Here is a 25,502-nt window from a genome sequence, read left to right on the forward strand (position 1 = left end):
GTTGATGACAAACGGACCCTGGACCCATTTGTGTCGAGCGCGGTCTCTAGCATGGCGGGCGGAGGGGGCGTCAAGCGCATGCAGGCCGAGCTGCAGGAGCTGGTCGCCGGATCGAACCCCTGGCCGAACGATCGGGTTGGCGGGAGCGGTTCGGAACGTCCTGCCGGGGTCTCTCCGGGCTCCGGGTCGTGCGGGAGGTGGACGATTCGAATCGTGGGATGACAGATTCGAGCCGGGGAACCAGAACCTTGGCGGTACGTTTCGCAAGCATGGAACACTATAGATCCGTCTTCGCGACCACCGCCGTTATGGTGTTTGGTCTTCTTGCGACCTCTCCTCTCGTGAGAACGCAGAATTCGGCGCCGTCGCGCGCTGCAAGCGTGGTCGTCAGCAGCGCGGAGGCGGCCGATGGTTCCACCTGGGCCGATCCGCCGCGATACAGCGCCGGTATGGATGCGGTGCCCGGTGCGGCGAAGCCGAGCATGGACGAAAGCGGCGGCGTGCCGGCGCCGAAGCCCGCGTCCTTCACTCTGCTGTCACCAGAGACGGTCGCGCTCCTGGCGGCCGACGACCTCGCTGGCGCCGACACGACGCAGCGGGTGCAAGCCGTGCGGCGTCACCGTGCTGCAAAGATCGCGACGCGCGTACGGCCGGCTCCGATTTCCGAGAATTCCGCTGCATTGCCGGCTTCCATCGCGGAGACGGATGCGACCCAGCCGCAGCAAGCCGCGCGGATCGATCCGATCGGCGACCTCCTGCGAGGGCTGGGAATCGGCCGGGATAGCTGAGGCCTCGGTTCAAGCCCGGTTCCGGCCCAAACCCTTTTCGGGCAAGTCAATCTGCCGCACGGCACGCGCCATCGTCCCCACTCGTTGATTCATAGGACGCCTCTGAATCCACGTCGTGGAGCAACCGTTATGATTCTCGCTGCCGCCATCATGATGATCGGTGCCGTTGGTGCGATCGCTATCACCGTCGCGGCACGGCCGAGCGCCGACCGCTTCCTGAAGTGGTGACGGCCCTGTGAACGCCCCTCGCGTGCCATTCCAAGGCGGTGAAACTTCCCAAGCTCCTTCCGCGTTATGGCTGCGAAGAGATGACGCGGGGATCCGACGGTGGCGGCGATAGTGATGGTGGCAGGCGTGATCGGCGCAGCAGGAACACTGATCTGCCTGATGCCGCGGCTGGACTCGTTTTTCGAGTGGTAAGGCACTCGCCCGGCATAGCTCTTGTTTCCGTAGTATTGATTCGAACGTGTCAGTAGCTCCAGCTGTAGCGTGTTTATACATTTATTATACAATGAAATCTCTCAGTAATTTTTTCAATTGCCTCCATACCTAGCTTCTTCTGGTGAGCGACGTCAGCTGTTGGTGGGCGAAACCTAGTTTCGGCTCAATACTGACGCATCGCGCAGGCCTGCGCATCAAGTTTGTCATGCCATTTTTAATGCTAAGACTGGCAAAGTCGCCATCCTGCATTAGGCCCGTGCAGATAGGCATGGGAGCGAACTTGAATATCGGCCCATACCATCCGACCATGGCGCGGCTTGCGGCGGATCGAGGTGCGTCATGTCCGGTAGCCCGACTTGGTACTCATGGTTCACGTTTCCCTTTTTCGTACCGCTGAGCGGCGGCGTTAGTCAGGACATCTCGGCAGGGCCCTATCAAGGGGTCCCGGAGATTGAAGTGGCGGTCATCAAGGAGGTCGGAAGTTTCGGCCAGCAACTCGGGATCATTTCCGAAGCCGTCCGTGAACTCGCCGGGAAGGTCGGCGCGATGCCGCCCGCAAACTCGGTTCAGGAACTGGCAAAATCGGGCGAGGCATCTCGGGAGCTGACGCCACTCGAAAAGCTCGACGTTCTCATCGAACGCGTCAATCGGGTGAAAGCGGCCTACCATGAATCGGTCGAACGGGATGCGCTTCGCGCGCTGGAGCGGTTGCACCGTGTCGATCCCGAAGCTTCGAGCAAGCTCGCGGGACGCTTCAGGTGATGGGGACTGGCCGCTGTCTTGATGGATCGCGCGGAGCGGAAACGCGCGAATCCCCGCAGGTCTCGTTGACTGCCAGGAGATCGTCCCTCGAACGACTCCGCCGTCGGCCGCTTAGCGAGCGCGCCGACCAAGGGTAAGGTGATCTAAGACATTGGGCACGGGCATGAACCCCGTCGGAGGGCCAGTGCGACACCGCCCAAAGCGAGTGGAGAGTGGACCGTAGAACGGTCGGCTCAACGCTATTGATCAGAAAATCCTGACTTTCCGAGGCAAACTGCTCTTCAGAAAGATGGTGCCCAGGGACGGAGTCGAACCGCCGACACTGCGATTTTCAGTCGCATGCTCTACCAACTGAGCTACCTGGGCATCCGCCGCGTCGCACCGCGTCGTCGGCTGGCGGGGGTATAGTGAAGGGTTTTGGGCCTGTCCAGCCTTCCGGCAACCGAAGGCGAAGCTTTTTTGCCGGGTGCATCTCGGTCTCAGCGCGAACGATTCTCGTCGTCTGAATGGGGTGAGTAGGACATCTCGTCCTCCTCCGGACCCGGAATGACGTAGCGCTCGCCGAGCCAGCGTCCGAGGTCGATATCGGCACAGCGGGGCGAACAGAACGGCTTGGTTTCGGTCCGAGCCGGCTTGCCGCAGATCGGACAGGGAGCCAGTGGCTTGTCCGCCGCCGTCCTCTTGACCGGCCGGCTCATGTTGCGGCTCCCCAGGCGCCCCGCACAGGAAAGCCCTCACCTTCGAGCAGGCTCATCGTCTCGTACAAAGGGAGGCCGACCACCGCGCTGTGCGAGCCGACGAGCTTCACCGCAAAGGCAGCCGCCAAGCCCTGGATGGCGTAGCCGCCGGCCTTGCCGCGCCACTCGCCCGAGGAAAGATAGCCCTCGATCTCGCGGTTCGAAAGGCGCTTGAAGCGCACGCGGGTCTCGACCATGCGCTCGCGGCGCCGATCCTTCGGGGACAGGATGCAGACGGCCGTGTAGACGCGGTGCGCCCGCCCCGAGAGCAGCCGCAGGCAGTCGGCAGCCTCGTCGAGCAACTCCGCCTTGGGCAGCACGCGGCGGCCGACGGCGACGACGGTGTCGGCGGAGACGAGATAGGCGTCGCGCAGGTCGTCCCGACGCCGCGCCGCAGCCTGGGCTGCCTCCAGCTTTTCCCGGGCGAGGCGGCGGGCCAGATCGCGGGGCGATTCGGATTTGCGCGGGGTCTCGTCGATATCGGCGGGCAGCAGTGCATCCGGCTCGATACCAACCTGTTGCAGCAACGCCAGCCGGCGGGGAGAGGCCGAGGCGAGCACGAGAGGCGGTCGCGCAGGCCCCCCGGAAACCTGCGGCTTCAGGGCGTCGGAGGTGAGAAGCTCGTTCATCGGCGAGGTCTTAAGCCCAAGCCCGGTGGCACCGCAACGCGGTGTCGCCCATCAGACGGCATCCGAGGCTTGCCAAGGGCAAAGCGGCCGTCTAAGACCCGGCACATTCCATCGGGCGTCGCTGCGACGAACCGGATGTGACGCCGCAATAGCTCAGCTGGTAGAGCACCTCATTCGTAATGAGGGGGTCGGGGGTTCGAATCCCTCTTGCGGCACCAGCTTTCTCAAGCATTTTGCCCTTCCCTGGTGTGAGATTTCACCCTGGACACCGCTTGATGGGTTCAGTGGGGGCGCAATCGAAAGACGATCACTGCGTCGCTCGGATCGCGGGGGTTTAACGCCCCATCGAGGCGGGATGCTGAGATGATTCGGCTCTCATGCGCGCTGATACGCCAAGGCGTGTTGACCGTGGTCGGCGTACCCGCGCCTGGATCAGGCGGGTAGAAACCATGGTTCGACGGTGTGTCGGGTGAATGGTGAGGCCGGACTTGTCGGCAGAGAGCCACGCGCCGAAGCAGGTCGGAACTCACATTGCCAATCTGCTGCCTGTCCAGTCCCCCGCTGTCGTCGGGCAGGCCGACGGCACCAAGTTCACAACGGACCCTGTGAAGGCGGGATTTACCAGAAGCGCCCGGTCGGCGACCGGCGGCTTCAGCTTGCTGTTCTCATCCTCCAGTTGCTTGAGGCGCGGGATTTCCGGGACGCCTATGCCGACGAACTGATTCTTCCGGTGATAAAACGTCGGTTCGGACACGCCCATCTTCCGGCAGACCTCGTCCATTGAGGTACCGCTCTGCGCCTGTCGCAGGGCAAGGGCGATCTGCTCGTGCCTGAAGAGCGTTTGCGAGGCAGGGCATCCCCCTCCTTCAGGCTTCAGGATGCCCGAGAAACTTGCGCTCAGCGCGAACCTGTTTGGCGGGTCATGGTCACGGGGCAGTCGATCCGCGGGCGAACGCACTCTCACTCGGCGGCGCCGGATCGGCTGCTCTGCAGCGAGACGCAGGTTCGCACCATGTCGCTCAGCGTGAGATCCTTGGTGTCGCCGATGTTGGCGACCTCTTCCAGGCAACGCATGAAATAGCCGCTGTCGAGTCCCGGCGAGAGCGTGCTCATCGATTTCCCGACGCGGTTGGTGAAGTCGATCTTCTCGCTTGCTCCGGCGCGCGGCCATAGCGACGCCTTGTCGTCCATTTTCAGCCGGGTTGCCGCCAGCGACGGGCTGAAAAGAGTCAGCGCCGTCAGGATACCCATTGCTGCCGCTCGGCCCATCGTCGCGCTCCCTGTCGTGGCGTCGGCAGGGTTGCCGACCGACCGCGGGCCCAACGCGGCGACGTTCGCTGACGTTGCACCGGGCCTCAAATGCATGAGGAAATTAAGCTACTTCTCAGAGACTTATCCGCCGTCAGAGTCGGCACGGCGCGTCCGGGTATCGTCGGCGCCGGGCCAATTTCCTAACGCATCGTCCTGGATACTCGATCCAGGACGATGCTTGAGGCTCTTGTTTTCGCATCATCATTTTTTTCGAAAGCCGGCAACCACCTTTCGGGACGATGCTCTAGCGCGAGCTGCCACCCCCGCTTCCGCCACCCGCGCTGCCCTGCGGGACGGCACGCTCCGGCTGACCGGCATTGCCGCCGGCTGCCGAGTTGGTGGTGATGGTGTCGGCGCCCGTGGCGCCGGGCGCGATGATATAGTCGACGGTGTTCCCGGTCGTGTTGGTCTGGCGCTGGATAATCGTGCCCGGTGGGAACGGCCCTCCGGGGAGGCCCGGGGGGCCAGCCTGCGCGATGGCCGCGCCAGAGCCGAGACAGCTCAGAACGGTGACGGCGAGAGTGATGCGGTGCATCGACGAGCTCCTGAGCGAAAGGGCGCCTTCGCACATCCCGAGGGCGGGCGAAGGATCCGCTATCCGCAAGGCAAGTCCTCTATCGGCCGTGCGGTTTCCCGTGAGGCCTGCGGCGTGGTGGCGACACGCGCAGGCGGCCCTGTGCGGGCGTCCCGGTGCGTGGTTCACCACGCGATCGTGTAGGCGACCTCCAATGAGCGCGGGCGCCCGAGAACCCAGGCGGTACCGATGCCGTTCACGGCGCTGCCATCGACCGGGTAGACTTTGTCGAACAGGTTGAAGATCCGCAGCGACAGGCGGGAGCCGGCGGTGACTTGGTGGTCGAGGCCGAGATTCACCAGCGTGTAGGCCGGTCGCCGCGCGGTGTTGCCGAAGTCGGAAAAGACTTCGCCGACATGCTGGAGGCCGACGCGCCCCTCCCAGTCGCGGGCGAAGGCCCAGTTGACCCAGAGATTGGCCACCTGCTCCGGCACGTTGATCGGCTGATTGCCGGCATAGGAGACGGCAACCCCGCCGACATTCTGGGTGAAGTCGTCGTACTGCGCGTGAAGCAAGGCCAGGTTGGCATCGATGCGCCAGCCGGGGGCGGGGAGCCAGGAGAGCGCGGCCTCCGCGCCGAGAGAGGATTGCTGGCCGACCTGAGTCGAGACCGTCGGCTGGCCCGGAACCGCCGAGATCAGGTTGTCCTTGACGATGCGGTAGCCGGCCAGGGTCCACTCGACGGCGCCGCCGAAGACGAGGCCCTTGGCGCCGACCTCGACCTGGCGACCGGTCGAGAGTTCGAAGCCGGCCAGCGATTGCGAGAGGGTGATCAGGCTGTTCACCGGATCCGTCGCGGTGGCGTATTGCGCGTAGAGCGATGTGTCCGGCGTCGGCTCGTAGAGCAGCGCGAAGCGGTATCCCAGGGCGCGGAAGGAGCGCTCGAAGGTCGCGCCGCTGCGCAGATCTTCCCGGTAGAGACGCGGCGCGTCGAAGCGCACGCCGGTGAGGAACGACAACCGGTCGCTCAGGAACAGCCGATCCTCGGCGAAGACCGAAGCCTGGTTCGTGCGCGTGGCGTAGCCCGGGCTCGCCCGCCCTTCCGGCGGAAAGAAGCCGGGATCGTAGCCGTTCAGGGGCACGCTCGTCGGCGTTTCGGAGAAAGTGAAGTTGTTGGCGTGGCGGAAGCTGACGTGATTCACGTCGAAGCCGGCCGAGAACGTGTTGGCGAACCCGAAAAGGGCACCGCGGAACGTCGCGTCGAACCGATTCCCGACCTGTTCCTGGCTATGATAGATTTCGAGATAGTCGGAGCGGTCGACGAGGCCGGTTGCCGGGTTGAAGCGGTACTGCTCGACGTCGCGCCAATGCCGGCGGCTTTGAAGACGGTAGGCAGTGTTGCGCACCGTCACATCCGCCGAGGGGGTCCACTCCGTCCGGAACTGCGTCCAGTTGTCGGTCCAGGCGATCTTAGAATCGCGGACGTTGTAGTTGTTGAAGCGGATGGCGTCGGGGACACGCCCGTTCACCAGCGGTGTGCCCCAGTAGCGGGTAGGCTCCTGGTAGCCGAGATCGTGGCTGAGCGTGAAGGCGAGATCCGGATTCGCTTGGAGCGTCAGTGCGCCCGAGACCGCGAGGTTGCGGAAGTCACCCTCCGGCGTGATCCAGCCGTCGGCACGGTTACCGCTGACATTGAGGCGATAGGCCAGGGCTTCGCCGATCGGCCCGGTCGAATCGACTGCTGCGCGGGCGATGCCGTCCTCGCCGAGCCCGAAGCGGGCGACGTTGAGCGGCGTGAACAGCGGCTTCTTCGAGACGACGTTGACGATGCCGCCGATGGCTCCGTCCCCGTAGAGAACGGAGGCTGGCCCGCGCAGCACCTCGACGCGCTCCACGTTCCACGTATCGAAGGGGAAGGTGACGGTGTTGGCGCCGACGTAGAGCCGGGTGCCGTCGAACAGCGTCTGGATCGAATTCTGCCCGGCAAAGCCGCGAGCGGTGAAGAAGCCAAGTCCATTGCCCGGCGAGCCGAAGGCCGTGATGCCAGTGCCGTTCTGCGACACGGCCTCCAGCACGCTGGTCTGACCGCGCAGACGTATGGTCTCGCCCGAGATGATGTCGAGACTTGCGGGCGTTTCCAGCGGCGTGAGACCGAGCCGGCTCGCCGAACGCGACGGCGTGCGCAGGTTGAGGCCGACCGGCGAGGACTGCGTCAGACTCGGCGTCCGCAGGGCTGCGGCGGCGTCCGCGCCGACGGCGTCGGCCGGTGGATTGGCGGGCAGGCCGATCCCGGCGCCGCCTTGCACCGCGATCTCATCGAGATGCGTCAGCGGTGCTTGGGCCCGAACCGGACCGGGCAGAGTGAGGGGGAGGGCGGCGAAGACGGACAGGAAGGGCCGGCCGCAGGAGCGGCGGTGAAGGGGGGACATGATGGAAACGATGCCTCGGCAACGACGGTGGCACGTCACCGCGACCAAGGCCGATCCACTGCCGGCCATGGGCCTTCAGCGTCTCGACACCTGCTGGGACACCCCGCCCGGCATGGCTCGCGTGTGACCACGGCTGACGGCAGGTCTCCTGGCTCGCGGGTCGTCGCCCTCCATCGTCTTCCCAGGCGAGGCGCGCCCAGTGACGTGGTGATGAAGGACTCTCCGCTCACAGTTGCGGGGGCAGCCGCGGGATCGAGCTCGAAAGCCCTCCACCGCGTTCCCTTTTGATCCCTCACGGGAACCGTCAACGGTCAAGCTAAGGCCAAGGCTACGCTTCGGTCAATGCGCCCGGCGCGTTTCGGGAGGCCGGTGTGAGGGGCGATCCACAATCGCGGACCATGCGCGGACCATGCCGCGAGCGAAATGGAACGGCAGCCGAAAAGAAAAAAGGCCGCCCCGAAGGACGGCCCGAAGTCTAGGGAGGAAACGCCCAAGAAGGGCTGCAGGACCGCGACGCCATCGCGATCCGGCATGGCCCTGATTTCTCAGTTTGCAGTGCACAAAGCAATCGCTGGCGCGTCGGATCGGGCATGCATTCCTCGCATATGTTCGGTTCCGATCTCCCCCGGTCCGGCGGAGCCATTCGGCCGCCCAGGGGTTTCGGTCCTCCGAATGCTTCCTCATGGATGCCAGAGATGCCCCGTTGGATGCTCGCTTTCCCCGTCGTGCTGATGATCCTTGCAGGGCTCGTCGTCTTCGCCTTCACGCGGACCGGCCCGACCGACAACCAGAATACCCACGCTCCCCAGACTGGACAGACCCGCTGACGCCGCCGAGGTCCGGAACGCGCCGGCCCCGGAGCCATTCCGGCCCACAAATTGCGAGGATCGGTGCGGTCAGAATCGTTCGGTGGGGTCCTCCATGCGGATCGGATTCGTTCTCGTCTCGAGCGCCCTCCTGCTTCCCTCCGGGGCTTACGCATTCGAGGCGCATGCGGACGCAGCGGCCTTCGCGGTGGCGGCCCGTCACCATGTCGGTGAGCGCGTCACGCTCGATCATTGCCACCTCGTCCAAGCGACCGACGACGAGATCACCTGCATCGGCCTGTTGCCGGAGGATGCGGCCGGCAATGTCCGCTTGGCCGGCAAGCTTCTGATCCGGGTTGCGGCCGCGGAGACGCGGGGCCGCACACGTGCCCTCGCGCTGTGCGCCGGTGGCGCTCTGGACGAGGTCTGCGAGGTGAGCGTTGCGGGTGAAGTGTTCGACGCCTCCCCTTCGTTCGGACTCGGCGAGGCCCATCTGATGGGCCTGCGCGAAGCGACGATCTGCTGGCCGGACTGAGTGTTTCTCACAAGACTCCCGCCGCGCTGTCATCGCCGGAGCGAGTACGGTCAGGGACCGGGAGTTTTGTGAGGCACTCTGAGTCCGGCGAAGGTCTATCTAGCTAGCCTGATCCTGCCAGCGCGGTACGCGCGCACCGATGTGAGGCCGATCTCTAGCGGTGGACCCGCGTGAACCCTCGAGGATCTAGTGCGTTCGAACTCCAAGGGAGTTTGTCGATGATCACTCGTCTCTCGTTCGCTGCGGTTCTGGTCGCGGCTCTCGCCACCTCCGCCGCCGCCCAAGGGCCGGCGCAGACCGGAACCGGAGGTGGTCCGACTTCAACCATCTACGCGCCGAACACCTCTGCCGTCGGCCAGACCATGCCGCCCGCCGGGGCGGGCGGCGTGCAGCGCGACGAGGGTAATCCCGATCGCGAGACCGCCATGGAGAAGAAGGACGACAAGATCGACACCGGAATCTGCATCGGCTGCGACAAGTAGTTCCCGCACGCCGAGGCGCGGCCTCCTGAGCGTTTACGCCCGGTTCATTCCGACCAGCGCAAAGCCGCGGCGGCGGCCAGGGTGCCGACCACCGCCGCGATCAGGCTCAGGGCGGCCAGCACCGTCAGCGGGGTCGTGAACGGCACCGTGCCGCCCAGTGCAGCCTCCGCGGCCGAGACCCCGAAGATCAGGGTCGGGACCATCAGGGGCAGCACGATGATGGCCAGGATCAGGCCGCCCCGACGGATGGTGGCGGTCAGCGCCGCGCCGACCGCGCCGATGAAGGCCAGCGCCGGCGTGCCCAGGGCCAGCGTCAAGGCCGTGGCACCCATGGCTTTCGGGGAGAGGGCCACCAGCAGGCCGAACAGCGGCGAAGCGAGCGCCAGGGGCAGTCCGGTGGTGAGCCAGGAGGCCAGGACCTTGGCCAGCACCACCACCTCCAGAGGCACGGCTGCGCCGGTCATCAGGTCGAGGGAGCCGTCCTCTTCGTCCGACTGAAACAGCCGGTCGAGACCGATCAAGGTGGCCAGCACCGCCGAGAGCCAGAGGATCGCGGGGCCGATCCGCGACAGCAGGTTCATGTCGGGCCCCAGCGCGAAGGGCACCAGCACCACGATCATCAGGAAGAAGACGAGCGAGAGCGCGCCCGAGCCACCGACCCGCGCGGCCAATTTCAGATCGCGGGCGAGGAGGGCGGAGAAGGCACGGATCACAGCCAATCCTCCGCCTCGGACGCTGCTTCAGAAGCTGCCTCGGGTGCTGCCGGGCCGATGCGCAGCTCGCGGGCATCCTCCAGGCCGAGGGCTTGGTGTGTTGCAGCGACCACGAGCCCCCCTTCGGCCCGGTGACGTTCCATCAGTCCGGCGAGAACCGCCTGCGAGGCGAGGTCCAGGGCAGCGGTCGGTTCGTCGAGCAGCCAGAGGGGGCGGCGGCAGACGAGGAGGCGCGCCAGCGCCACCCGGCGCCGCTGCCCCGCCGAGAGATAGCTGACCGGCAACCGCGCGACGTGCGGCAGGCCCATCGCCTTCAGGGCGACCTTCGGTGAGGCGGCGGGATTGCCGAGGAGGTCGCGGGCGAATTCGAGATTCTCGGCGGCCGTCAGCGCCGATTTCAATCCGTCCCGGTGCCCGACGACATGGAGGCATTCCGGCAGGTTCGCCTCGCCGATGCCCTCGGCGCGAATGGTACCGGCATCGGGCTTGAGGCGGCCGGACAGCATCGTGAGCAGGCTCGACTTGCCCGCGCCGTTGCGCCCGGTGACCATCAGGCCTTCGCCGGGTCCGAGCGCGAACGAAAGGCCGGAGAAGATGCGGCGTCCCGAGCGGCGGCAGGCCAGATTCTCGACGATCAACCGCACGGATCGGCCTTCGATGAGGGAGAGGTCCGCACGCTTCGTCTCGGTCCTGGCTGTCGGATCGCCTCGCCTGGCGCGAGGGGAATACCGGGACATCTCGCGGGCGGAGAGGCCGGTCTCGTGCGGCCTATAGCGGATCGTTCGGCGCCGCGCGAACCGCTCGGGCCGCCGACGCATTGATCGGTGATGCCGCACGGCAGTTTCACGGGACGGGCTTCCATGGATGCCGAGACGACCGCGCGGGCTCCGCCCCACCCGTCCGAAGAGGATTTGGCCCACGATCCCGCCGCCATTGCCGGGCGCGCGCAATGGAAGGCGCGACTCGCACGCCTGCCTCCATACCAACGCGCCGCGTTCTGGGACGCGGTGCGACGCTGCTGCGCCCTGGCCGCCGACGGGCAGGGGACGCATCGATCGGGCGCGGCCGCGATATCAGTCGCGCGCCTGTGTCATCGGACCAGTAGCGGCCAATTTCGAAACGTTCTATAGACCGGCCCAGGCTGCGCCGCGCGATCATTCAAGGGCGTCCAAACCGCCCCTCGCGCACCATCCTGAGTGTCATTCGCGGGCCTCCCGGCCGCCGGGAGTTCCCCGAGGGCACTCGCTACCCGGGCACCCCCGGGGCGGCGCGCGCTCCTTGGAGCGCCTCCGGCCGAACACCTCTCGTGGCGCAGGTTATGCCTGCTCCGTGTTCGCTAACGCCAGCTCAGGACCCGACTCGCCGTGGCATCCCTCGACAGCTTCAAAGCTCGCCAAACGCTTCAAGCAGGCGGCAAGACCTACACCTACTACTCGATTCCCGAGGCGGAGAAGAACGGCTTGGCCGATTCGACCGCCCTTCCGTTCTCGATGAAGGTCATCCTCGAGAACCTCCTGCGCTTCGAGGACGACCGCTCGGTCAAGCGGGCCGATATCGAGGCCGCCGTCGCGTGGCTCGGTAACCAGGGCAGGGCCGAGACCGAGATCGCCTTCCGCCCCTCCCGCGTGCTGATGCAGGATTTTACGGGTGTGCCGGCGGTCGTCGATTTGGCGGCGATGCGCGACGCCATGGTCGCCCTCGGCGGCGATCCCCAAAAAATCAATCCGCTGGTCCCGGTCGATCTCGTCATCGACCATTCGGTGATCGTGGACGAGTTCGGTACCCCGAAGGCGCTCGGCGACAACGTCGCCCTCGAATACGCCCGCAACGGTGAGCGCTACACCTTCCTGAAATGGGGCCAGTCGGCCTTCGATAACTTCTCCGTGGTTCCGCCGGGCACGGGCATCTGCCACCAGGTGAACCTCGAATACCTGTCCCAGACGGTCTGGACCCGGCAAGATACGGATTCTTCGGACGGCTTCGAGATCGCCTATCCGGACAGCCTCGTCGGCACCGATTCGCACACCACGATGGTCAACGGTCTGGCCGTGCTCGGCTGGGGCGTCGGCGGCATCGAGGCCGAGGCAGCGATGCTCGGCCAGCCGCTTTCGATGCTGATCCCCGAGGTCATCGGCTTCAAGCTGTCCGGCAAGCTGCCCGAGGGCACCACTGCAACCGACCTCGTGCTCACCGTCACGCAGATGCTGCGCAAGAAGGGCGTGGTCGGCAAGTTCGTGGAGTTCTACGGCCCCGGCCTCGACGACATGCCGGTCGCCGACCGCGCAACCATTTCCAACATGGCGCCCGAATACGGCGCGACCTGCGGCTTCTTCCCGATCGATCAGAAGACCATCGACTTCCTGAAGGTCACGGGCCGGCAGGACGACCGCATCGCGCTGGTCGAAGCCTATGCCAAGGCGCAGGGCATGTGGCGCGACGCCAAGACCCCCGATCCGGTCTTCACCGACACGCTCGAACTCGACATGAGCACGGTGCGTCCCTCGCTCGCCGGCCCGAAGCGCCCGCAGGACCGGGTTCTGCTCGATTCTGCAAAGGTCGGCTTTGCCGATTCGATGGAGAAGGAATTCAAGAAGGCGGCCGATATCGCCCGGCGCTACCCGGTCGAGGGCACGAACTTCGACATCGGCCACGGTGACGTGGTGATCGCCGCGATCACGAGCTGCACCAACACCTCGAACCCGAGCGTGATGATCGGCGCCGGTCTGCTCGCCCGCAACGCGGTCGCCAAGGGCCTGACCTCTAAGCCGTGGGTGAAGACCTCGCTTGCGCCCGGTAGCCAGGTTGTCGGCGAGTATCTCGACAAGTCCGGCCTCCAGGCGAGCCTCGACGCGCTGGGCTTCAACCTCGTCGGCTTCGGCTGCACTACCTGCATCGGCAATTCGGGGCCGCTCCCGGCGCCGATCTCGAAGGCGATCAACGACAACGACGTCGTCGCGGCGGCCGTGCTCTCCGGCAACCGCAACTTCGAGGGCCGCGTGAACCCGGACGTGCGGGCAAACTACCTCGCATCGCCGCCGCTGGTGGTCGCCTATGCGCTCGCCGGCTCGCTCCAGATCGACATCACCACGGAGCCGCTCGGCCAGGGTTCGGACGGCAAGCCGGTCTACCTGAAGGACATCTGGCCGTCCTCGGAGGAGGTGAACCGCTTCATCGAGGAGAACATCACCTCGGAGCTGTTCAAGAGCCGCTATGCCGACGTGTTCGGCGGCGACGAGAACTGGAAGGGCGTCGAGGTTACCGAGGCCGAGACCTTCGCCTGGGATGCGGGCTCCACCTATGTGCTGAACCCGCCCTATTTCGAGGGCATGACCAAGACGCCCGACCCGATCACCGACATCGAGGGCGCGCGTATCCTCGGCCTGTTCCTCGACTCGATCACGACCGACCACATCTCGCCTGCCGGCAACATCCGCGCGGCCTCGCCCGCGGGTGAGTATCTGCAGGAGCATCAGGTGCGCGTGCAGGACTTCAACCAGTACGGCACCCGGCGCGGCAACCACGAGGTGATGATGCGGGGCACGTTCGCCAACATCCGCATCAAGAACCAGATGGTGCGGGACGAGGCCGGCAACGTCGTCGAGGGTGGGTGGACGCTGCACCAGCCCGACGGCGAACGGATGTACATCTACGACGCGGCGATGCGCTACGCCGAAGAGGGCACGCCGCTGGTCGTCTTCGCCGGCAAGGAATACGGCACCGGCTCGTCCCGCGACTGGGCGGCCAAGGGCACCAAGTTGCTCGGCGTGCGCGCCGTGATCGCCGAAAGCTTCGAGCGCATCCACCGCTCGAACCTCGTCGGCATGGGCGTGGTCCCGCTGGTCTTCCAGGGTGAGGAATCCTGGGAATCGCTCGGTCTCAAGGGCGACGAGACCGTGACGATCAAGGGGCTGTCCGGCGAGCTGAAGCCGCGCCAGACGCTGACCGCCGAGATCACCTCCGCCGACGGCTCCAAGCGGGAGGTCCCGCTGACCTGCCGGATCGATACGCTCGACGAGCTGGAATACTTCCGCAACGGCGGCATCCTGCCCTACGTGCTGCGGTCCCTGGCGGCGTAAGGCCGAGCGACTTCGACGACAGGAAAGCCTCTCCCGCAAGGGAGGGGCTTTTTTGCTTGGTGATTGTGTAACTCGCAGACCAAGCGGCGAGCTACGTGGATGCGGGGTCCGAAAGCGGGGAAGCCGGCGCCACCTCCTCGACCTCGCTCCCGTCGAGGATGGCGCGCAGAGCCACGACGTGGGCGCGATATGCGGCCGAGCCCGCCGCCGTCACGGCCAGCCGCGTCCGAGGCCGCTTGCCTACGAAGTCTTTCGTCACCGCGACGTAGCCCGCCCCCTCCAGCGTGGCGAGGTGCGCCCCGAGGTTGCCGTCGGTCAGGCCGAGTAGGGCGCGCAAGCGCGTGAACTCTAGCAGATGCCGCTTCGGTCCGGCGGCGAGCGCGGCCATGATCCGCAGGCGGGCAGGCGCGTGAATGATGGGATCAAGGCCCCGGGTTGCCGGACAGGCCATCAGGTCGGATCGCGCCGGGCCAGCACCAAGCCCGCAGCGATGAGCCCGCCGCCGCCGATCAGTCCGGCGTAGAGGGGGAACTGAGGGGATGGCACGGCGAAGCCGGCCGCAAACAGCAGCGTCACGGCTACCCCGAGCCCAACGAGCAGCCGCCCGCGCCACAGGCCAGCGACGAGGTAGGCGAAACCGGTCACGGTGCCGGCGTAGATGCCGTGGGCGTTGGGGTGCCCCGACAGCAGGACGACCGCCCACAGGCCGGCGTAGGCGCTCATCAGCGCGGCCGAGGCGCCGTAGCGCGCGCCGGCGCCGAAGCCACGCTCCCGGTCGCGGCGGCGTTGGGCGAGCACCAGGGCGACCGTCGCCGCCCAACCGAGCGCCACGACGGCCGACCACGCGGGCGCGGCGTGATCCGGGGCCCAAACGGCGCTGGTGAACCCGGCTGCCCAGATGAGGCCCCAGAGGATGAGGAAGGGGGCGGCGCGCCCGTAGACAAGCGCGGCGAGCAGGCGTCGTTCGCCATCCTCGGCGGCCCGGAGGGAATGGTGCGCGTGATCGCGGGCTTGGATCCGATCGTGGGCCGACATGCTGGACCTCCTTTGCAGAATACTCTGTATCACAGAGCTAATCGAAGGCCAAGTTCGTGTCGAGTGCCTCTCGCCCTTCCGATTGCGCGATGGTGCGCAAAGCATACGATCGCGTTTCGTTCATCGTCGCGAAGGGCGTTGTGAGAGCGATGAAGCGAGGCTCAAAATTCGTCCTCCTGGGCGCCGGTTTCACAATTCTCGTCATCCTCGCGTTGTTTGGCGGCCCCTGGCTCGCCCTGTGGTACGCGAGCAAGCCGTCGCCGGCCTCACGCCCACCGCTGGCCGAAGGACTGCCACCGAGTTTTCAAGAGGCTGATCATGCGTTCTCGGCGCGTATTCTGTCCAAATTTCCAGTCGGCTCGCCAGAGGCGAATCTGATCCAAGCGCTTGATGCGCAAGGTTTTCAGCGCCGCGATAACGGAAAAATTCGAAGTTCGAGCTTCGTTCGACAAGCGCTCCCCTGCAAGCTTATGTGGGAGATCGATTGGAGCGCGAACGAAGGTGGCGAAATCACCCGCATAGAGGCGCGCTATCACGGTGTTTGCCTTTGAATAATCTGGCGTGAGCCGACTCTTTCTCGGCGCCGTCGCGACCGGTATAGGCCGCAGCGAACGCTCGCCCGAAGGCTTTGGCGGGCAAAGACTGGGAAGCGGCGGACATGATCCTCGAAATCGCGCAGATCGACGTGAAGCCCGGTTCGGAAGCCGAATTCGAAGCCGGCATCGCGAAGGCCGCCGAGATTTTCCGGGCCGCCGCCGGTTGCCGCAGCTTCGCGGTGCGCCGCTCGATCGAGAAGCCGCAGCGCTACCGCCTGCTGATCGAGTGGGATACGCTGGAGGCGCACACCCAGGACTTCACCGGCTCGCAGGCCTGGAAGGACTACCGGGCGATGGTCTCTCCCTATTTCGAGGCTCCGCCCCAGGTTGAGCACACCGAACTGACGCTTCAGGCATTCTGAGTGTCTCGCACGGAACGCCCGCCGCACCGTGTTGCCAGAGGCGAGACGGTCGCAGGCCGGGAGTTCAGTGAAGCATCCTAAAACGGCCGCCGAAGGCTGGACGACAAAAGGGGGAGACGGCCTCGTGAAGATGTACGGCAACTGGCGCTCGGCCGCGGCTTTCCGCGTGCGCATCGCCCTCAACCTCAAGGACATCGCCTACGAGGAGGTCTTCCTCGACCTCGATGCCGGTGACCAGCACAAGCCCGACTTCCTCGCGATCAATCCGCAGGGCGCGGTCCCGGCGCTGTTCGATGGTGAAGGCCCGCCGCTGACGCAGTCGCTGGCGATCCTCGATTATCTGGAGGAGACCCGGCCTGGGATCTCGCTGCTCCCCGAAGAGCCGCGCGCGCGAGCCCGCGCCCGCTCGCTCGCCCAGGTCGTCGCCTGCGACACCCATCCCCTCTACGTGCCGCGGGTGCGCACCTTCCTGATGGAGAATTACGGCCTGCCGCGGGAGCGGATGCTGGAATTCCTGCGCAACGCCTTCACCACCGGTTTGAGGACGCTGGAGACGCGGCTCTCGACGGAGGCCGGCACCGGCCGCTTCTGCCAGGGTGACGCGGTGAGCCACGCCGACCTGTGCCTCATCAGCCTGTGGGTCGGCACCGGCATTTTCGGGATCGATACCGTTCCCTACCCGACGGTGAAGCGCATCAGCGAGGAACTCTTGTCGCTCGACGCGGTCGCCCGCGCCCACCCGCTGCGCCAGCCCGGCGCCCCCGGCGCGTAGCCGAAAATTTTTTACGAAACACTTCCTCCAGTAATGTCCGATTTGCGTCCTACTCACGCGGCGAACGTGTGGGTGCCTGCACGGTTACTAATGTAAGATCATTCCAAACAGAATGGCTGCCGAGCGAGGCGGCCTGCGACGGGATTGGGGGCGAGGATGGTTCCGAGCGAATCGGTCACGGATCAGCACAAGATCGTCGTGGTGGGGGGAGGGGCCGCCGGGCTGGAACTGGTGACCAAGCTCGGCAACAATTACGGCAAGCGCGGCAAGGCCCACATCACCCTGGTGGACCGGGCGCGCACCCATATCTGGAAGCCGCTGCTGCACGAGGTCGCCGCCGGCTCGCTCGATGTCGGCCACCATGCGGTCGATTACCTGCACCACGCCCATGCCAACCACTTCCGCTACCGCATCGGCGAGATGACCGGCCTCGATCGCGAGAAGCGGGTGATCCATCTCGCCGCCAGTCGTGACAGCGAGGGGCGCGAAGTCACGCCCGTGCGCACCATTCCCTACGACACGCTGATCATGGCGGTGGGCTCCACCACCAACGATTTCGGCACGCCGGGCGTCGCCGAGCACGCCATTGCCCTCGACACCAAGGAGCAGGCGCTGCGCTTCCATCAGCGCCTCGTCAACGGCATGCTGCGCGCCCACACTCAGGAGGGTCCGGTGCGGCCCGGGCAGCTCCATGTGGCGGTGATCGGTGCGGGCGCGACCGGCACCGAGCTGGCGGCGGAACTGCACCGTACCACCCGCGAGGTCGCTCGCACGGGCCTCGACCGCATCGACCCGGCCAAGGATCTGAAGATCACCCTGATCGAGGCCGCCGACCGCATCCTGCCCGCCGTGCCGCAGAGGCTCGCGGGTGAGGTGATGGGCCAACTCGCCAAGATCGGCGTCGAGGTCCGGGTGCAGGCCCGCGTCACCGAAGTGCGGGCCGACGGCGTCCAGCTCGCCGATGGCGGCTTCATCCCCTCCGAACTCGTGGTCTGGGCTGCGGGCGTGAAGGGGCCGGCCTTCCTCAAGGATCTCGGTGGGCTCGAGAGCACCCGCAACAACCAGCTCGTCATCACGGCGACGCTGCAGACCTCCCGCGACCCGGACATCTTCGCCATGGGTGATTGTGCCTACCTCGTCGAGGAAGGCTCCCAGACGCCGATCCCGCCGCGCGCCCAGGCGGCTCACCAGCAGGCCTCGCACCTCTACGGGCAGATGGCCAAACGTCTCGCGGGCCGGCCGCTGAAACCGTTCAAGTATCGCGACTTCGGCTCGCTCGTCTCGCTCGGAGAGTACACGGCCGTCGGTAACCTGATGGGCTTTATCCAGGGGAAGAACATGTTCATCGCCGGATTGTTCGCCCGGCTCATGTACCGTTCGCTCTACAAGATGCACGAGACGGCCGTGAACGGCTGGTGGAAGACGAGCCTCGATACCCTGGCCCGGGCGCTCACCCGGCGCACCGAGCCGCGGGTGAAGCTGCACTGACGACGCCCGAGACTTGATCCGGCGGGCGGGCGCGACATGTTCCCGATCCGTCGGCTCGATGAAGAAGCCGGCGGAAGGAGACGCCATGATCCTCGTCAGCGTAATGTACCCGAGCGGCGCCGGCACCCGTTTCGACATGGACTACTATCTGAACAAGCACATGCCGCTGGTCAGTGAACGCTGGACCGCGAAGGGTCTGCATGACTACACGGTCGTGACGGGGACCGGCACGCCGGATGGCGGCGCGCCGCCCTACCAAGTCGTGGCGCTGCTGCGCTTCGAGTCCGCCGACGCGTTCAAGGCCGCCGCGTCAGCGGATGGGACGGAGATTTTCGGGGACATCCCGAACTTCACCGACACGCAGCCGACCGTGCAGCTCAGCGAATTTGCGGCGTCTGAAGTGAGAGGTTGATGATCGACATCATCAAGCAGATCCAGGCCTCCAATCCGGGGCTCGGCACGACGATCATCGTACTGCGTGCCGATTCGCGGGCGCTGGCCGATCCGGCGACGCTGACGCCTGAGGCGAAGGCGTGGATCGATGCGAACGCACCGGAGGCACGCCTCTCGCAGGAGACGGTGCTTCTGGCGCCCTATCCCGGTGGCATGCCGACGGAGCGCACGGTCACGGTGCTGGCCTTCTCCGACGCGCGCCACCTTGCCGCCTTCGCGACGGCCTGGACCGGCGATCCGACGCTCGATGACGACGTGGACGCCGCTTGATCACGGCCGGGTCCGCGCCTGCCCGAGAGGCAGGGGCGGCCTCGCTTCAGCGTGAGAGTGCCGCCGCGATGGAGCCGCGCGGTGCTCAGTCCGCGTCGATGATCCGGGCGGCGGCGGTGATCATGTCCTTCATCGCCGCGTTCGCGGCCTGATAGGCCGGGGTGCCGACATCCCAGTTGCTCTGGGCCAGGGCTTTCACCATCCGCTCGGCCTCGTTGTGGGCGGTTGCCTCGGCCTTCAGGAAGGCTTCGGCCGCGTTCCGGCGGATCGGATCGGAGGTCAGGCCTTCCACCGCCTGCCGGGCGGCCCGGCCCCGCAGGATCGCCGCCGCCGGATCGGCGGGCGCCGCGCCGAGCAGGATCGTCGCGAGACCGCGCTTCCACAGGCCGAGATCGGCCGGCAGACGCACCAATTCGTACAGCTCGACCCCACTCGGATCCGCCAGCGCCGTCTGTGCCACCGTCTCGGCCTTCACGAGGCGTTTGGTGATGGCATCGATCTCGGTGCGGGTCTTGGCGGCCTTGGCGGCGATGCTCTGGACGCTGCTCGAAATCTCAGCCGTCGCGCTGCTCTGCTGCGTGATGGCCGCCGCGAGGGCCGTGGTCATCTCGCTCGTGCGGGCGATCCGTTCGGCCGCGCTCTCGACGCGAGCGCCGAGGCTGTCGACGACGCTGCTTCCTGTGGAGACCGCTCCGCGGCTCTCCTCGACGGCACGGGCGATCTGGCTCATTTCGCCCTGGAGGGTGTTGAGCCACGTGCGGATCTGCTCGGTCGAGCGCGCGGTCTGGCCCGAGAGCGATTTCACCTCGGCGGCGACCACCGAGAAGCCGCGTCCCGCCTCACCCGCGCGGGCCGCCTCGATGGTGGCGTTGAGGGCGAGCAAATTGGTCTGGCTCGAGATCGTGGCGATGGTGCCCGCCATGGTGCCGATCTCGGCGATGGCGTTCTGGAGAAGCTGGAGGCGCTCGTCGATCTGGTGGGTGCGGTCGCGGATCGCGTCCATGGCCGAGCGGGCATTGCCGACGTCGGACATGCAGGCCGTCATCGCTTGGCGCGCCTCGGCAGCGTTGGAGCCGGCGACCTCCGAGGTCTCGGCGACCTCGGCAATCGAGGCGCCCATCTCTTCGATCGCGCTCGCGATGGTCTGCGTCGATTGCGCGACTTCGCCCACGTCGTAGGTCGTCCAGCCGATATTGATCGCGCCTTCCGAGGCTTCCCTGGCGACGGCGGCGATGTTGGCTCGTTCGGCACGCAGATCGTTGCGCCGTACCCGCTCGAGGTCGCTCAGGGCGGCACCCACCGCGTGACCCGGCACGGTGGTTTCGTCGAATCCGGCGCGATTGGCGAGGCGCTGAATCGCCGCGATCAGACGCGCGTCGTCGGAAGGGCCGGCGGTCGGGATCTCGGATGAAACAGGTGCGGACGATGCGGCAGTACGGCCGAGCTTGAGAGACAGCATGGCTTCAGAGGCCCCCAATTACTTTTTTTGCCACTTATTATGGAGAGGCCTGCCCAGAAAGGTTTCGCTCGGTGGCAAAGACACAGCCATCGGTTGAGTAAGATTGGGCGCAGCACTCTCTATCATGTCGCCGCCGACTATTAGCGATGCCCAGTTAACGTTGGATTTAAGTGATTTGGAGCATGCATCTAAGGTGTTGATGAAAATTATCGAATGACACATTTCGTCTGTTGATGCTTCAGCAAGGTTGAGGTTTCTTGCATGTCATGCCGGGCGCACCTGTGCGGGTGCAGCAAAATTTTGCGTCGCAAAATCGTTATGCTCAGTCTCAGCATATCTGGACATTGCCACAGGCGGCGCCTAACTTAGGCGGCACAATGCTCATTTTGAGCATAAAGGAGACCGCGATGTCCGAGGCAGGATCCGCCCTTCGCGAGCCGGCCGACCGGGCCTTCCCGCTGCCCGATCTCTACGCGCGCGTCAGCCGTCACGTGCCCGCGATCGAGTGGCCGGCGCTGGCTCCCGACGTCGAAGCCATCCTGCGCCTGAAACGCGAGCGCAACGCGGTGGTTCTGGCGCACAACTACCAAGCGCCGGAGATTTTCCACACCGTGGCGGACATCGTCGGCGACAGTCTCGCTCTGGCGCGCGAGGCCGCGCGGGTCGATGCGGACGTCATCGTGCTGGCCGGTGTCCACTTCATGGCCGAGACCGCCAAGCTGTTGAACCCCGGCAAGACCGTGCTGATGCCCGATATGGCCGCCGGCTGCTCGCTCGCCGATTCGATCACCGCAGCCGACGTGCGGGCCCTGCGTGCCAAGTATCCGGGCGTGCCGGTCGTGACCTACGTCAACACCTCCGCCGCGGTGAAGGCGGAGTCGGACGTCTGCTGCACCTCCGGCAACGCCGCCGACGTCGTGCGCGCCCTCGGCGTGCCGCGGGTTCTGATGATTCCGGACGAGTTCCTGGCCCGCAACGTCCAGAAGCAGGTGCCCGAGGTCGAGATGCTGACCTGGGCCGGACATTGCGAGGTGCATGAGCGCTTCACCCCGGCCGACATCGCCGACGTGCGCGAAAGCTATCCCGGCATCACCGTGATCGCCCATCCGGAATGCCCGCCTGACGTGGTCGAGGCCTCGGACTTTTCCGGCTCGACGGCGATGATGATGAACTACGTCACCGAGAAACGACCGTCCCAGGTCGTGCTCGTGACCGAGTGCTCGATGGCCGACAACATCGCGGTGGCCAACCCCGACATCGAGTTCATCAAGCCCTGCAACCTCTGCCCGCACATGAAGCGGATAACCTTGCGCAACATCCGTGAGGCGCTGGAGACGATGACGCACGAGATCACCGTCGAGGAAGGGCTGGCCGAGCGGGCGCGCCTCGCCGTCGAACGGATGCTCGCGGTGAAGCCGACCCAGACCGTCTCACCGCGGCAGGCCGCCTGATGAGCGTCTTCGCCCGGAGTCCTGCCGACCGGGTGGTCGTGGTCGGCGCCGGGGTCGCCGGGCTCGCCACGGCCCTACGGCTCGCGCCGCGCCCCGTCACCCTCGTCACGGCCGCGCCCCTCGGGGCCGGCACTGCCACGGGTTGGGCACAGGGCGGCATCGCCGCCGCGATGGGGGCGGACGATGCGCCCTCGCTCCACGCGGACGATACGCTTGCCGCGGGCGCCGGCCTGAGCGAGCCGGCGGTCGCCCTGCGCGTCGCCGAGGCGGGGCCGGGCCTGATCGATTGGCTCGTTGCCCTCGGCACCGGCTTCGACCGGGAGGCGGACGGCGCCCTGGCGCTCGGGCTGGAGGCCGCTCATAGCCGCCGCCGGATCGTGCGGGCGCGGGGTGATTCCACCGGCCGTACCGTGCTCGATGCGCTGGTGCGCGCCGTCCAGGCGACACCCTCGATCGAAGTCCTCGTCGCCGGCCTGCACGGCCTGATGCAGGATGCCGATGGCCATGTCTGCGGTGTCGTGTGTGAGCGCGACGGCGCGGCCTTCCGCTTGCCCGCCCGCGCCGTGGTGCTGGCGACCGGCGGCACCGGTGCGCTCTACGCCTCGACCACGAACCCGCGGGGCGCCCTCGGGCGAGGGCTTCTCGTCGCCGCGCGGGCGGGTGCAACTTTGCGCGACCTCGAATTCGTTCAGTTCCACCCGACTGCCATCGCCGCTGGCCGCGATCCGATGCCGCTCGCGACCGAAGCACTCCGCGGCGAGGGGGCGGTGCTGATCGATGAGGACGGCGCGCCCGTGATGGCGGGGATCGAGGGTGGCGATCTTGCCCCCCGCGACGTGGTGGCCCGGGGCATCTTCCAGGCGCTCGGCCGTGGCCGCACGGTCTATCTCGATACCCGCGGCCCGCTCGGCGCCCGCATGCCGCAGCGCTTCCCGACGGTTTTCGCGCTCTGCGCCGAGGCCGGCATCGATCCGGCGGTCCAACCGATCCCGGTCCGTCCGGCGGCGCACTACCACATGGGTGGCATCCTCGTGGACGCCGCCGGCCGCAGCACCGTGCCGGGCCTCTGGGCGTGCGGCGAGGTATCCTCGACTGGTCTGCACGGCGCCAACCGCCTTGCCAGCAACTCGCTTCTCGAAGCGCTGGCCTTCGCGCCGCGCATCGCCGAGTCGATCGATGCCGTCTCGGCCCCGGTGAGCACGGATCACCCGGCGCCGCTGCCGGAGATCCCGCCGCAGGATGCCGCGGCGCTCGCCGAGGTTCGCGGCATCATGGAACGCTGCGTCGGCGTGGTGCGCCATGATGCCGGCTTGTCGCAGGCCATCGCCCGTCTCGCCGATCTGTCCGAGCGCGGCAGCGATGCGGCCGCCACGGGACTGATGATTGCTCGCTCCGCCCTCGATCGGTGCGAGAGCCGCGGCGCCCACTGGCGCAGCGATCATCCGGCCCAGTTGCCGGCCCGGCACTCCGTCGTCACGCCCGCCGCAGCGGTCGCCTCGTGCGCGCTTCAGGAACTCACCGATGCCTGACGACATCCTGCTGCCGCTGCCGCGCCTTCTCGTGGAGCCCGTGGTGCGGGCGGCCCTTCTCGAAGATCTCGGTCGGGCCGGCGACATCACCACCGATGCCATCGTGCCCGCGGGCGAGCGCATGGAAGCGGTCATCGCCTCCCGTCAGGACGGAGTGATCGCCGGCACGGATGCCGCCGCCATCGCGTTCGAGTTGATCGATCCGAGCCTGACGGTTTCGGTCGATCGGCCCGACGGATCCCGCGTCGTGCCGGGCGATACCGTGATCCGTCTCTCCGGCCCGGCTCGCGCCGTGCTGACCGCCGAGCGCGTTGCCCTCAACCTGCTCTGCCGGCTCAGCGGCGTCGCTACGGCGACGGCCTCGCTGGTCGAGGCGGCGCGGCCGCACGGCAAGGCGCGGATCGTCTGCACCCGCAAGACCACGCCGGGCCTGCGGGCGCTCGAGAAGCACGCGGTGCGCGCCGGCGGCGGCTCGAACCACCGCTTCGGCCTCGACGACGCGGTGCTGATCAAGGACAACCACGTCGCCGTCGCGGGCGGCATCATCCCCGCCATCGAGCGCGCACGCGCGAGAACCGGGCACCTCGTCAAGATCGAGGTCGAGGTCGACACCCTGGCCCAGCTCGAAGAGGCGCTTTCGGTCGGCGCCGACGCGGTGCTTCTCGACAACATGAGCCCCGACACGTTGCGGCAGGCGGTGGCGATGGTCGACGGACGCGCCGTGACCGAGGCCTCGGGCCGGATCATTCGGGAGACCGTCGGCGCCGTGGCGGCGTCGGGCGTCGATCTGATCTCGGTCGGCTGGATCACCCACAGCTCGGCGATCATCGATTTGGGGCTCGACGCGGCGTAGCGGCCGGCGCAGTCCCCAGGATTCCGCGACCGTGATGACGCGGCCAAGCCGGCTTCGGCATGAGGGCGGACGGTGACACCATCCGCCGAAGCAAGGCTCGGGAAGGTTCCGGCCACCACGAAAATCCTTGCCCGCACGGCCGAGCTGCCACAGTGTGGCCACACGGTCACGAGGCTGGCCGAAGCGGTGCTGCACTGCAAATCAAGCTTGGCTTTAGACGGGGAGCGTTTACGCCTTGGCGAGGGTCCGCACGGCATCGTGCGGCGGTTGTTCCACCGCGTCCCCTGTTCTTCGCCTGCCCCGAGAGGCCCTGATGCGCCGTTTCGTCGTTGCCCTGAGCGGGCTTGCCTGCGCGACGTTCGCGCTGGCAAGCCCCGCCGCAGCCTATGAGATCGACCCGCTCACGCGTCAGCCGCTGACCGAGGTTCTGACGGTGCGCGTGCGCCCGCAGAACACGTTGCCGACCGCCAACGCAGCTCTCCCGGCGGATGTCCCGGGCGCGCCCGCCTCGGCCGCTGACCCGCTTGCATCGACCGTGCCGCAGATGACCGCGATTCCGCGCGATACGGTTCCCTATTCCGGACCCTACGCCCCCGGCACCATCGTCGTCTCGACGGCCGAGCGCCGGCTCTACCTCATCCAGCCGGGCGGCGAGGCCCTGCGCTACGGCGTCGGCGTCGGTCGTCCCGGCTTCACCTGGGGCGGCACGCAGACCGTCACGATGAAGCGCGAATGGCCCGATTGGCGCCCGCCGTCGGAGATGCTGCGCCGCCGTCCCGATCTGCCGCGCTACATGAAGGGCGGTATCGAGAACCCGCTCGGCGCGCGCGCGATGTATCTCGGCAACACGATCTATCGCATCCACGGCTCCAACGAGCCGGAGACGATCGGCACGGCGGTTTCCTCCGGCTGCATCCGCATGACCAACGAGGATGTGACGGATCTCTACAGTCGCGTGAAGGTCGGCGCCCGGGTCGTCGTCCAGCGCTGATCGTCCGTCCGAGACGTCAA

Annotated in this window: 26 protein-coding genes, 2 tRNA genes, 1 pseudogene and 1 riboswitch; of the genes and pseudogenes, 17 read left to right on the forward strand and 12 right to left on the reverse strand. The window is 66.8% G+C overall.

All coding sequences use genetic code 11. The features are described from left to right. Nucleotides 1–248: 248 nt before the first annotated feature. Both Y590_RS12115 and Y590_RS12120 read left to right on the forward strand, forming a co-directional pair. Complete coding sequence (locus Y590_RS12115) at nt 249–788, forward strand: hypothetical protein (protein ID WP_286161736.1); 540 nt, start codon at nt 249–251, stop codon at nt 786–788. Nucleotides 789–1,568: 780 nt separating this feature from the next. Then, nucleotides 1,569–1,991 carry a hypothetical protein gene (locus Y590_RS12120; protein ID WP_201026731.1) on the forward strand — a complete coding sequence of 141 codons (423 nt, stop codon included), beginning with the start codon at nt 1,569–1,571 and terminating at the stop codon, nt 1,989–1,991. A gap of 290 nt (nt 1,992–2,281) precedes the next feature. On the opposite strand, the gene Y590_RS12125 is transcribed toward Y590_RS12120, so the two are convergent. The 3 genes from Y590_RS12125 to Y590_RS12135 form a co-directional block, all read right to left on the reverse strand. After that, nucleotides 2,282–2,357: transfer RNA gene (locus tag Y590_RS12125), tRNA-Phe, on the reverse strand. A 113-nt stretch (nt 2,358–2,470) separates the two neighbouring features. Further along, complete coding sequence (gene yacG, locus Y590_RS12130; RefSeq protein ID WP_060770063.1) at nt 2,471–2,689, reverse strand: DNA gyrase inhibitor YacG; 219 nt, start codon at nt 2,687–2,689, stop codon at nt 2,471–2,473. Beyond that, nucleotides 2,686–3,357 carry a Maf-like protein gene (locus tag Y590_RS12135; RefSeq protein WP_060770064.1) on the reverse strand — a complete coding sequence of 224 codons (672 nt, stop codon included), beginning with the start codon at nt 3,355–3,357 and terminating at the stop codon, nt 2,686–2,688. Before Y590_RS12135 ends, yacG begins: the two co-directional genes overlap by 4 nt. A gap of 142 nt (nt 3,358–3,499) precedes the next feature. On the opposite strand from Y590_RS12135, the gene Y590_RS12140 reads away from it, so the two are divergent. Then, nucleotides 3,500–3,575: transfer RNA gene (locus Y590_RS12140), tRNA-Thr, on the forward strand. Between the two features lie 407 nt (nt 3,576–3,982). Here Y590_RS12140 and Y590_RS12145 read toward each other — a convergent pair. From Y590_RS12145 to Y590_RS12160, 4 genes and pseudogenes are all read right to left on the reverse strand, one after another. Beyond that, nucleotides 3,983–4,209: pseudogene (locus tag Y590_RS12145) on the reverse strand (transposase); the annotation flags it as partial. 108 nt (nt 4,210–4,317) lie between these two features. Next, nucleotides 4,318–4,608: a hypothetical protein gene (locus Y590_RS12150; RefSeq protein ID WP_245517577.1), complete on the reverse strand. Its 291-nt coding sequence runs from the start codon at nt 4,606–4,608 to the stop codon at nt 4,318–4,320. A gap of 304 nt (nt 4,609–4,912) precedes the next feature. After that, nucleotides 4,913–5,203, reverse strand: a complete 291-nt coding sequence (locus tag Y590_RS12155) for a hypothetical protein (protein WP_060770065.1) — start codon at nt 5,201–5,203, stop codon at nt 4,913–4,915. A 164-nt stretch (nt 5,204–5,367) separates the two neighbouring features. Beyond that, nucleotides 5,368–7,611, reverse strand: a complete 2,244-nt coding sequence (locus tag Y590_RS12160; RefSeq protein ID WP_060770066.1) for a TonB-dependent receptor — start codon at nt 7,609–7,611, stop codon at nt 5,368–5,370. Nucleotides 7,612–7,732: 121 nt separating this feature from the next. Continuing rightward, a riboswitch (cobalamin riboswitch) is annotated at nt 7,733–7,932 on the reverse strand. A gap of 374 nt (nt 7,933–8,306) precedes the next feature. Here Y590_RS12160 and Y590_RS27315 point away from each other — a divergent pair. From Y590_RS27315 to Y590_RS12170, 3 genes are all read left to right on the forward strand, one after another. Beyond that, a complete protein-coding gene (locus Y590_RS27315) occupies nt 8,307–8,438 on the forward strand; it encodes a hypothetical protein (protein ID WP_256371262.1) in 132 nt (43 codons plus the stop codon). A 94-nt stretch (nt 8,439–8,532) separates the two neighbouring features. Then, entirely contained in the window at nt 8,533–8,952 is a 420-nt protein-coding gene (locus tag Y590_RS12165) for a hypothetical protein (RefSeq protein ID WP_060770067.1), read from the forward strand. Nucleotides 8,953–9,170: 218 nt separating this feature from the next. Then, nucleotides 9,171–9,434, forward strand: a complete 264-nt coding sequence (locus tag Y590_RS12170; RefSeq protein WP_060770068.1) for a hypothetical protein — start codon at nt 9,171–9,173, stop codon at nt 9,432–9,434. Nucleotides 9,435–9,478: 44 nt separating this feature from the next. Here Y590_RS12170 and ccmB read toward each other — a convergent pair whose 3' ends face one another. Both ccmB and ccmA read right to left on the reverse strand, forming a co-directional pair. Next, nucleotides 9,479–10,147, reverse strand: coding sequence for a heme exporter protein CcmB (ccmB, locus tag Y590_RS12175; protein ID WP_060770069.1), 669 nt, complete (start codon nt 10,145–10,147; stop codon nt 9,479–9,481). Further along, entirely contained in the window at nt 10,144–10,791 is a 648-nt protein-coding gene (gene ccmA / locus Y590_RS12180) for a heme ABC exporter ATP-binding protein CcmA (protein ID WP_060770070.1), read from the reverse strand. The genes ccmB and ccmA overlap by 4 nt, the downstream gene beginning before the upstream one ends. Before the next feature lie 720 nt (nt 10,792–11,511). Here ccmA and acnA point away from each other — a divergent pair. Continuing rightward, nucleotides 11,512–14,223, forward strand: a complete 2,712-nt coding sequence (acnA, locus tag Y590_RS12185) for an aconitate hydratase AcnA (protein ID WP_060770071.1) — start codon at nt 11,512–11,514, stop codon at nt 14,221–14,223. Between the two features lie 91 nt (nt 14,224–14,314). On the opposite strand, the gene Y590_RS12190 is transcribed toward acnA, so the two are convergent. Both Y590_RS12190 and Y590_RS12195 read right to left on the reverse strand, forming a co-directional pair. Next, nucleotides 14,315–14,674, reverse strand: a complete 360-nt coding sequence (locus tag Y590_RS12190; protein WP_060770072.1) for a transcriptional regulator — start codon at nt 14,672–14,674, stop codon at nt 14,315–14,317. After that, nucleotides 14,674–15,258: a hypothetical protein gene (locus Y590_RS12195; RefSeq protein WP_060770073.1), complete on the reverse strand. Its 585-nt coding sequence runs from the start codon at nt 15,256–15,258 to the stop codon at nt 14,674–14,676. The genes Y590_RS12190 and Y590_RS12195 overlap by 1 nt, the downstream gene beginning before the upstream one ends. A gap of 89 nt (nt 15,259–15,347) precedes the next feature. Between Y590_RS12195 and Y590_RS25715 the strand changes: the two genes are divergently transcribed. From Y590_RS25715 to Y590_RS12220, 6 genes are all read left to right on the forward strand, one after another. Next, nucleotides 15,348–15,809, forward strand: a complete 462-nt coding sequence (locus Y590_RS25715) for a hypothetical protein (protein ID WP_083530844.1) — start codon at nt 15,348–15,350, stop codon at nt 15,807–15,809. A 107-nt stretch (nt 15,810–15,916) separates the two neighbouring features. Continuing rightward, complete coding sequence (locus tag Y590_RS12200; RefSeq protein WP_060772271.1) at nt 15,917–16,216, forward strand: antibiotic biosynthesis monooxygenase family protein; 300 nt, start codon at nt 15,917–15,919, stop codon at nt 16,214–16,216. A 124-nt stretch (nt 16,217–16,340) separates the two neighbouring features. Next, complete coding sequence (maiA, locus tag Y590_RS12205; RefSeq protein ID WP_060770074.1) at nt 16,341–16,988, forward strand: maleylacetoacetate isomerase; 648 nt, start codon at nt 16,341–16,343, stop codon at nt 16,986–16,988. A gap of 156 nt (nt 16,989–17,144) precedes the next feature. Further along, on the forward strand, nt 17,145–18,476 hold the full coding sequence (locus tag Y590_RS12210; RefSeq protein ID WP_060770075.1) for an NAD(P)/FAD-dependent oxidoreductase: 1,332 nt from the start codon (nt 17,145–17,147) through the stop codon (nt 18,474–18,476). An 85-nt stretch (nt 18,477–18,561) separates the two neighbouring features. After that, the gene (locus tag Y590_RS12215) at nt 18,562–18,888 is read left to right on the forward strand and encodes an EthD family reductase (RefSeq protein ID WP_060772272.1); all 327 of its coding nucleotides are present in this window, start codon (nt 18,562–18,564) and stop codon (nt 18,886–18,888) included. Beyond that, a complete protein-coding gene (locus Y590_RS12220; RefSeq protein WP_060770076.1) occupies nt 18,888–19,199 on the forward strand; it encodes a hypothetical protein in 312 nt (103 codons plus the stop codon). The genes Y590_RS12215 and Y590_RS12220 overlap by 1 nt, the downstream gene beginning before the upstream one ends. Before the next feature lie 85 nt (nt 19,200–19,284). Here Y590_RS12220 and Y590_RS12225 read toward each other — a convergent pair whose 3' ends face one another. Continuing rightward, nucleotides 19,285–20,658 carry a methyl-accepting chemotaxis protein gene (locus Y590_RS12225; RefSeq protein WP_060770077.1) on the reverse strand — a complete coding sequence of 458 codons (1,374 nt, stop codon included), beginning with the start codon at nt 20,656–20,658 and terminating at the stop codon, nt 19,285–19,287. 407 nt (nt 20,659–21,065) lie between these two features. Here Y590_RS12225 and nadA point away from each other — a divergent pair, with 407 nt between their 5' ends. The 4 genes from nadA (at nt 21,066) to Y590_RS12245 (ending at nt 25,482) form a co-directional block, all read left to right on the forward strand. Further along, complete coding sequence (nadA, locus tag Y590_RS12230) at nt 21,066–22,109, forward strand: quinolinate synthase NadA (RefSeq protein WP_060770078.1); 1,044 nt, start codon at nt 21,066–21,068, stop codon at nt 22,107–22,109. Further along, nucleotides 22,109–23,638, forward strand: a complete 1,530-nt coding sequence (locus Y590_RS12235; protein ID WP_060770079.1) for an L-aspartate oxidase — start codon at nt 22,109–22,111, stop codon at nt 23,636–23,638. Before nadA ends, Y590_RS12235 begins: the two co-directional genes overlap by 1 nt. Next, entirely contained in the window at nt 23,631–24,491 is an 861-nt protein-coding gene (gene nadC, locus Y590_RS12240) for a carboxylating nicotinate-nucleotide diphosphorylase (RefSeq protein WP_060770080.1), read from the forward strand. Before Y590_RS12235 ends, nadC begins: the two co-directional genes overlap by 8 nt. Nucleotides 24,492–24,804: 313 nt before the next feature. Continuing rightward, nucleotides 24,805–25,482: a L,D-transpeptidase gene (locus Y590_RS12245; protein WP_060770081.1), complete on the forward strand. Its 678-nt coding sequence runs from the start codon at nt 24,805–24,807 to the stop codon at nt 25,480–25,482. Nucleotides 25,483–25,502: the final 20 nt, after the last annotated feature.

It is taken from the genome of Methylobacterium sp. AMS5 (genome assembly GCF_001542815.1).
Taxonomy (GTDB): Bacteria; Pseudomonadota; Alphaproteobacteria; order Rhizobiales; family Beijerinckiaceae; genus Methylobacterium.

Bases quoted from the DNA above. Each gene is read 5' to 3' on its own strand.
- Y590_RS12120 (WP_201026731.1), top strand. From the start codon at position 1,569: ATGTCCGGTAGCCCGACTTGGTACTCATGGTTCACGTTTCCCTTTTTC.
- yacG (WP_060770063.1), bottom strand. From the start codon at position 2,689: ATGAGCCGGCCGGTCAAGAGGACGGCGGCGGACAAGCCACTGGCTCCC.
- Y590_RS12135 (WP_060770064.1), bottom strand. From the start codon at position 3,357: ATGAACGAGCTTCTCACCTCCGACGCCCTGAAGCCGCAGGTTTCCGGG.
- Y590_RS12150 (WP_245517577.1), bottom strand. From the start codon at position 4,608: ATGGGTATCCTGACGGCGCTGACTCTTTTCAGCCCGTCGCTGGCGGCA.
- Y590_RS12155 (WP_060770065.1), bottom strand. From the start codon at position 5,203: ATGCACCGCATCACTCTCGCCGTCACCGTTCTGAGCTGTCTCGGCTCT.
- Y590_RS12160 (WP_060770066.1), bottom strand. From the start codon at position 7,611: ATGTCCCCCCTTCACCGCCGCTCCTGCGGCCGGCCCTTCCTGTCCGTC.
- Y590_RS27315 (WP_256371262.1), top strand. From the start codon at position 8,307: ATGCCCCGTTGGATGCTCGCTTTCCCCGTCGTGCTGATGATCCTTGCA.
- Y590_RS12165 (WP_060770067.1), top strand. From the start codon at position 8,533: ATGCGGATCGGATTCGTTCTCGTCTCGAGCGCCCTCCTGCTTCCCTCC.
- Y590_RS12170 (WP_060770068.1), top strand. From the start codon at position 9,171: ATGATCACTCGTCTCTCGTTCGCTGCGGTTCTGGTCGCGGCTCTCGCC.
- Y590_RS12190 (WP_060770072.1), bottom strand. From the start codon at position 14,674: ATGGCCTGTCCGGCAACCCGGGGCCTTGATCCCATCATTCACGCGCCT.
- Y590_RS12195 (WP_060770073.1), bottom strand. From the start codon at position 15,258: ATGTCGGCCCACGATCGGATCCAAGCCCGCGATCACGCGCACCATTCC.
- Y590_RS25715 (WP_083530844.1), top strand. From the start codon at position 15,348: ATGGTGCGCAAAGCATACGATCGCGTTTCGTTCATCGTCGCGAAGGGC.
- Y590_RS12200 (WP_060772271.1), top strand. From the start codon at position 15,917: ATGATCCTCGAAATCGCGCAGATCGACGTGAAGCCCGGTTCGGAAGCC.
- Y590_RS12210 (WP_060770075.1), top strand. From the start codon at position 17,145: ATGGTTCCGAGCGAATCGGTCACGGATCAGCACAAGATCGTCGTGGTG.
- Y590_RS12215 (WP_060772272.1), top strand. From the start codon at position 18,562: ATGATCCTCGTCAGCGTAATGTACCCGAGCGGCGCCGGCACCCGTTTC.
- Y590_RS12220 (WP_060770076.1), top strand. From the start codon at position 18,888: ATGATCGACATCATCAAGCAGATCCAGGCCTCCAATCCGGGGCTCGGC.
- Y590_RS12225 (WP_060770077.1), bottom strand. From the start codon at position 20,658: ATGCTGTCTCTCAAGCTCGGCCGTACTGCCGCATCGTCCGCACCTGTT.
- nadA (WP_060770078.1), top strand. From the start codon at position 21,066: ATGTCCGAGGCAGGATCCGCCCTTCGCGAGCCGGCCGACCGGGCCTTC.
- Y590_RS12235 (WP_060770079.1), top strand. From the start codon at position 22,109: ATGAGCGTCTTCGCCCGGAGTCCTGCCGACCGGGTGGTCGTGGTCGGC.
- nadC (WP_060770080.1), top strand. From the start codon at position 23,631: ATGCCTGACGACATCCTGCTGCCGCTGCCGCGCCTTCTCGTGGAGCCC.
- Y590_RS12245 (WP_060770081.1), top strand. From the start codon at position 24,805: ATGCGCCGTTTCGTCGTTGCCCTGAGCGGGCTTGCCTGCGCGACGTTC.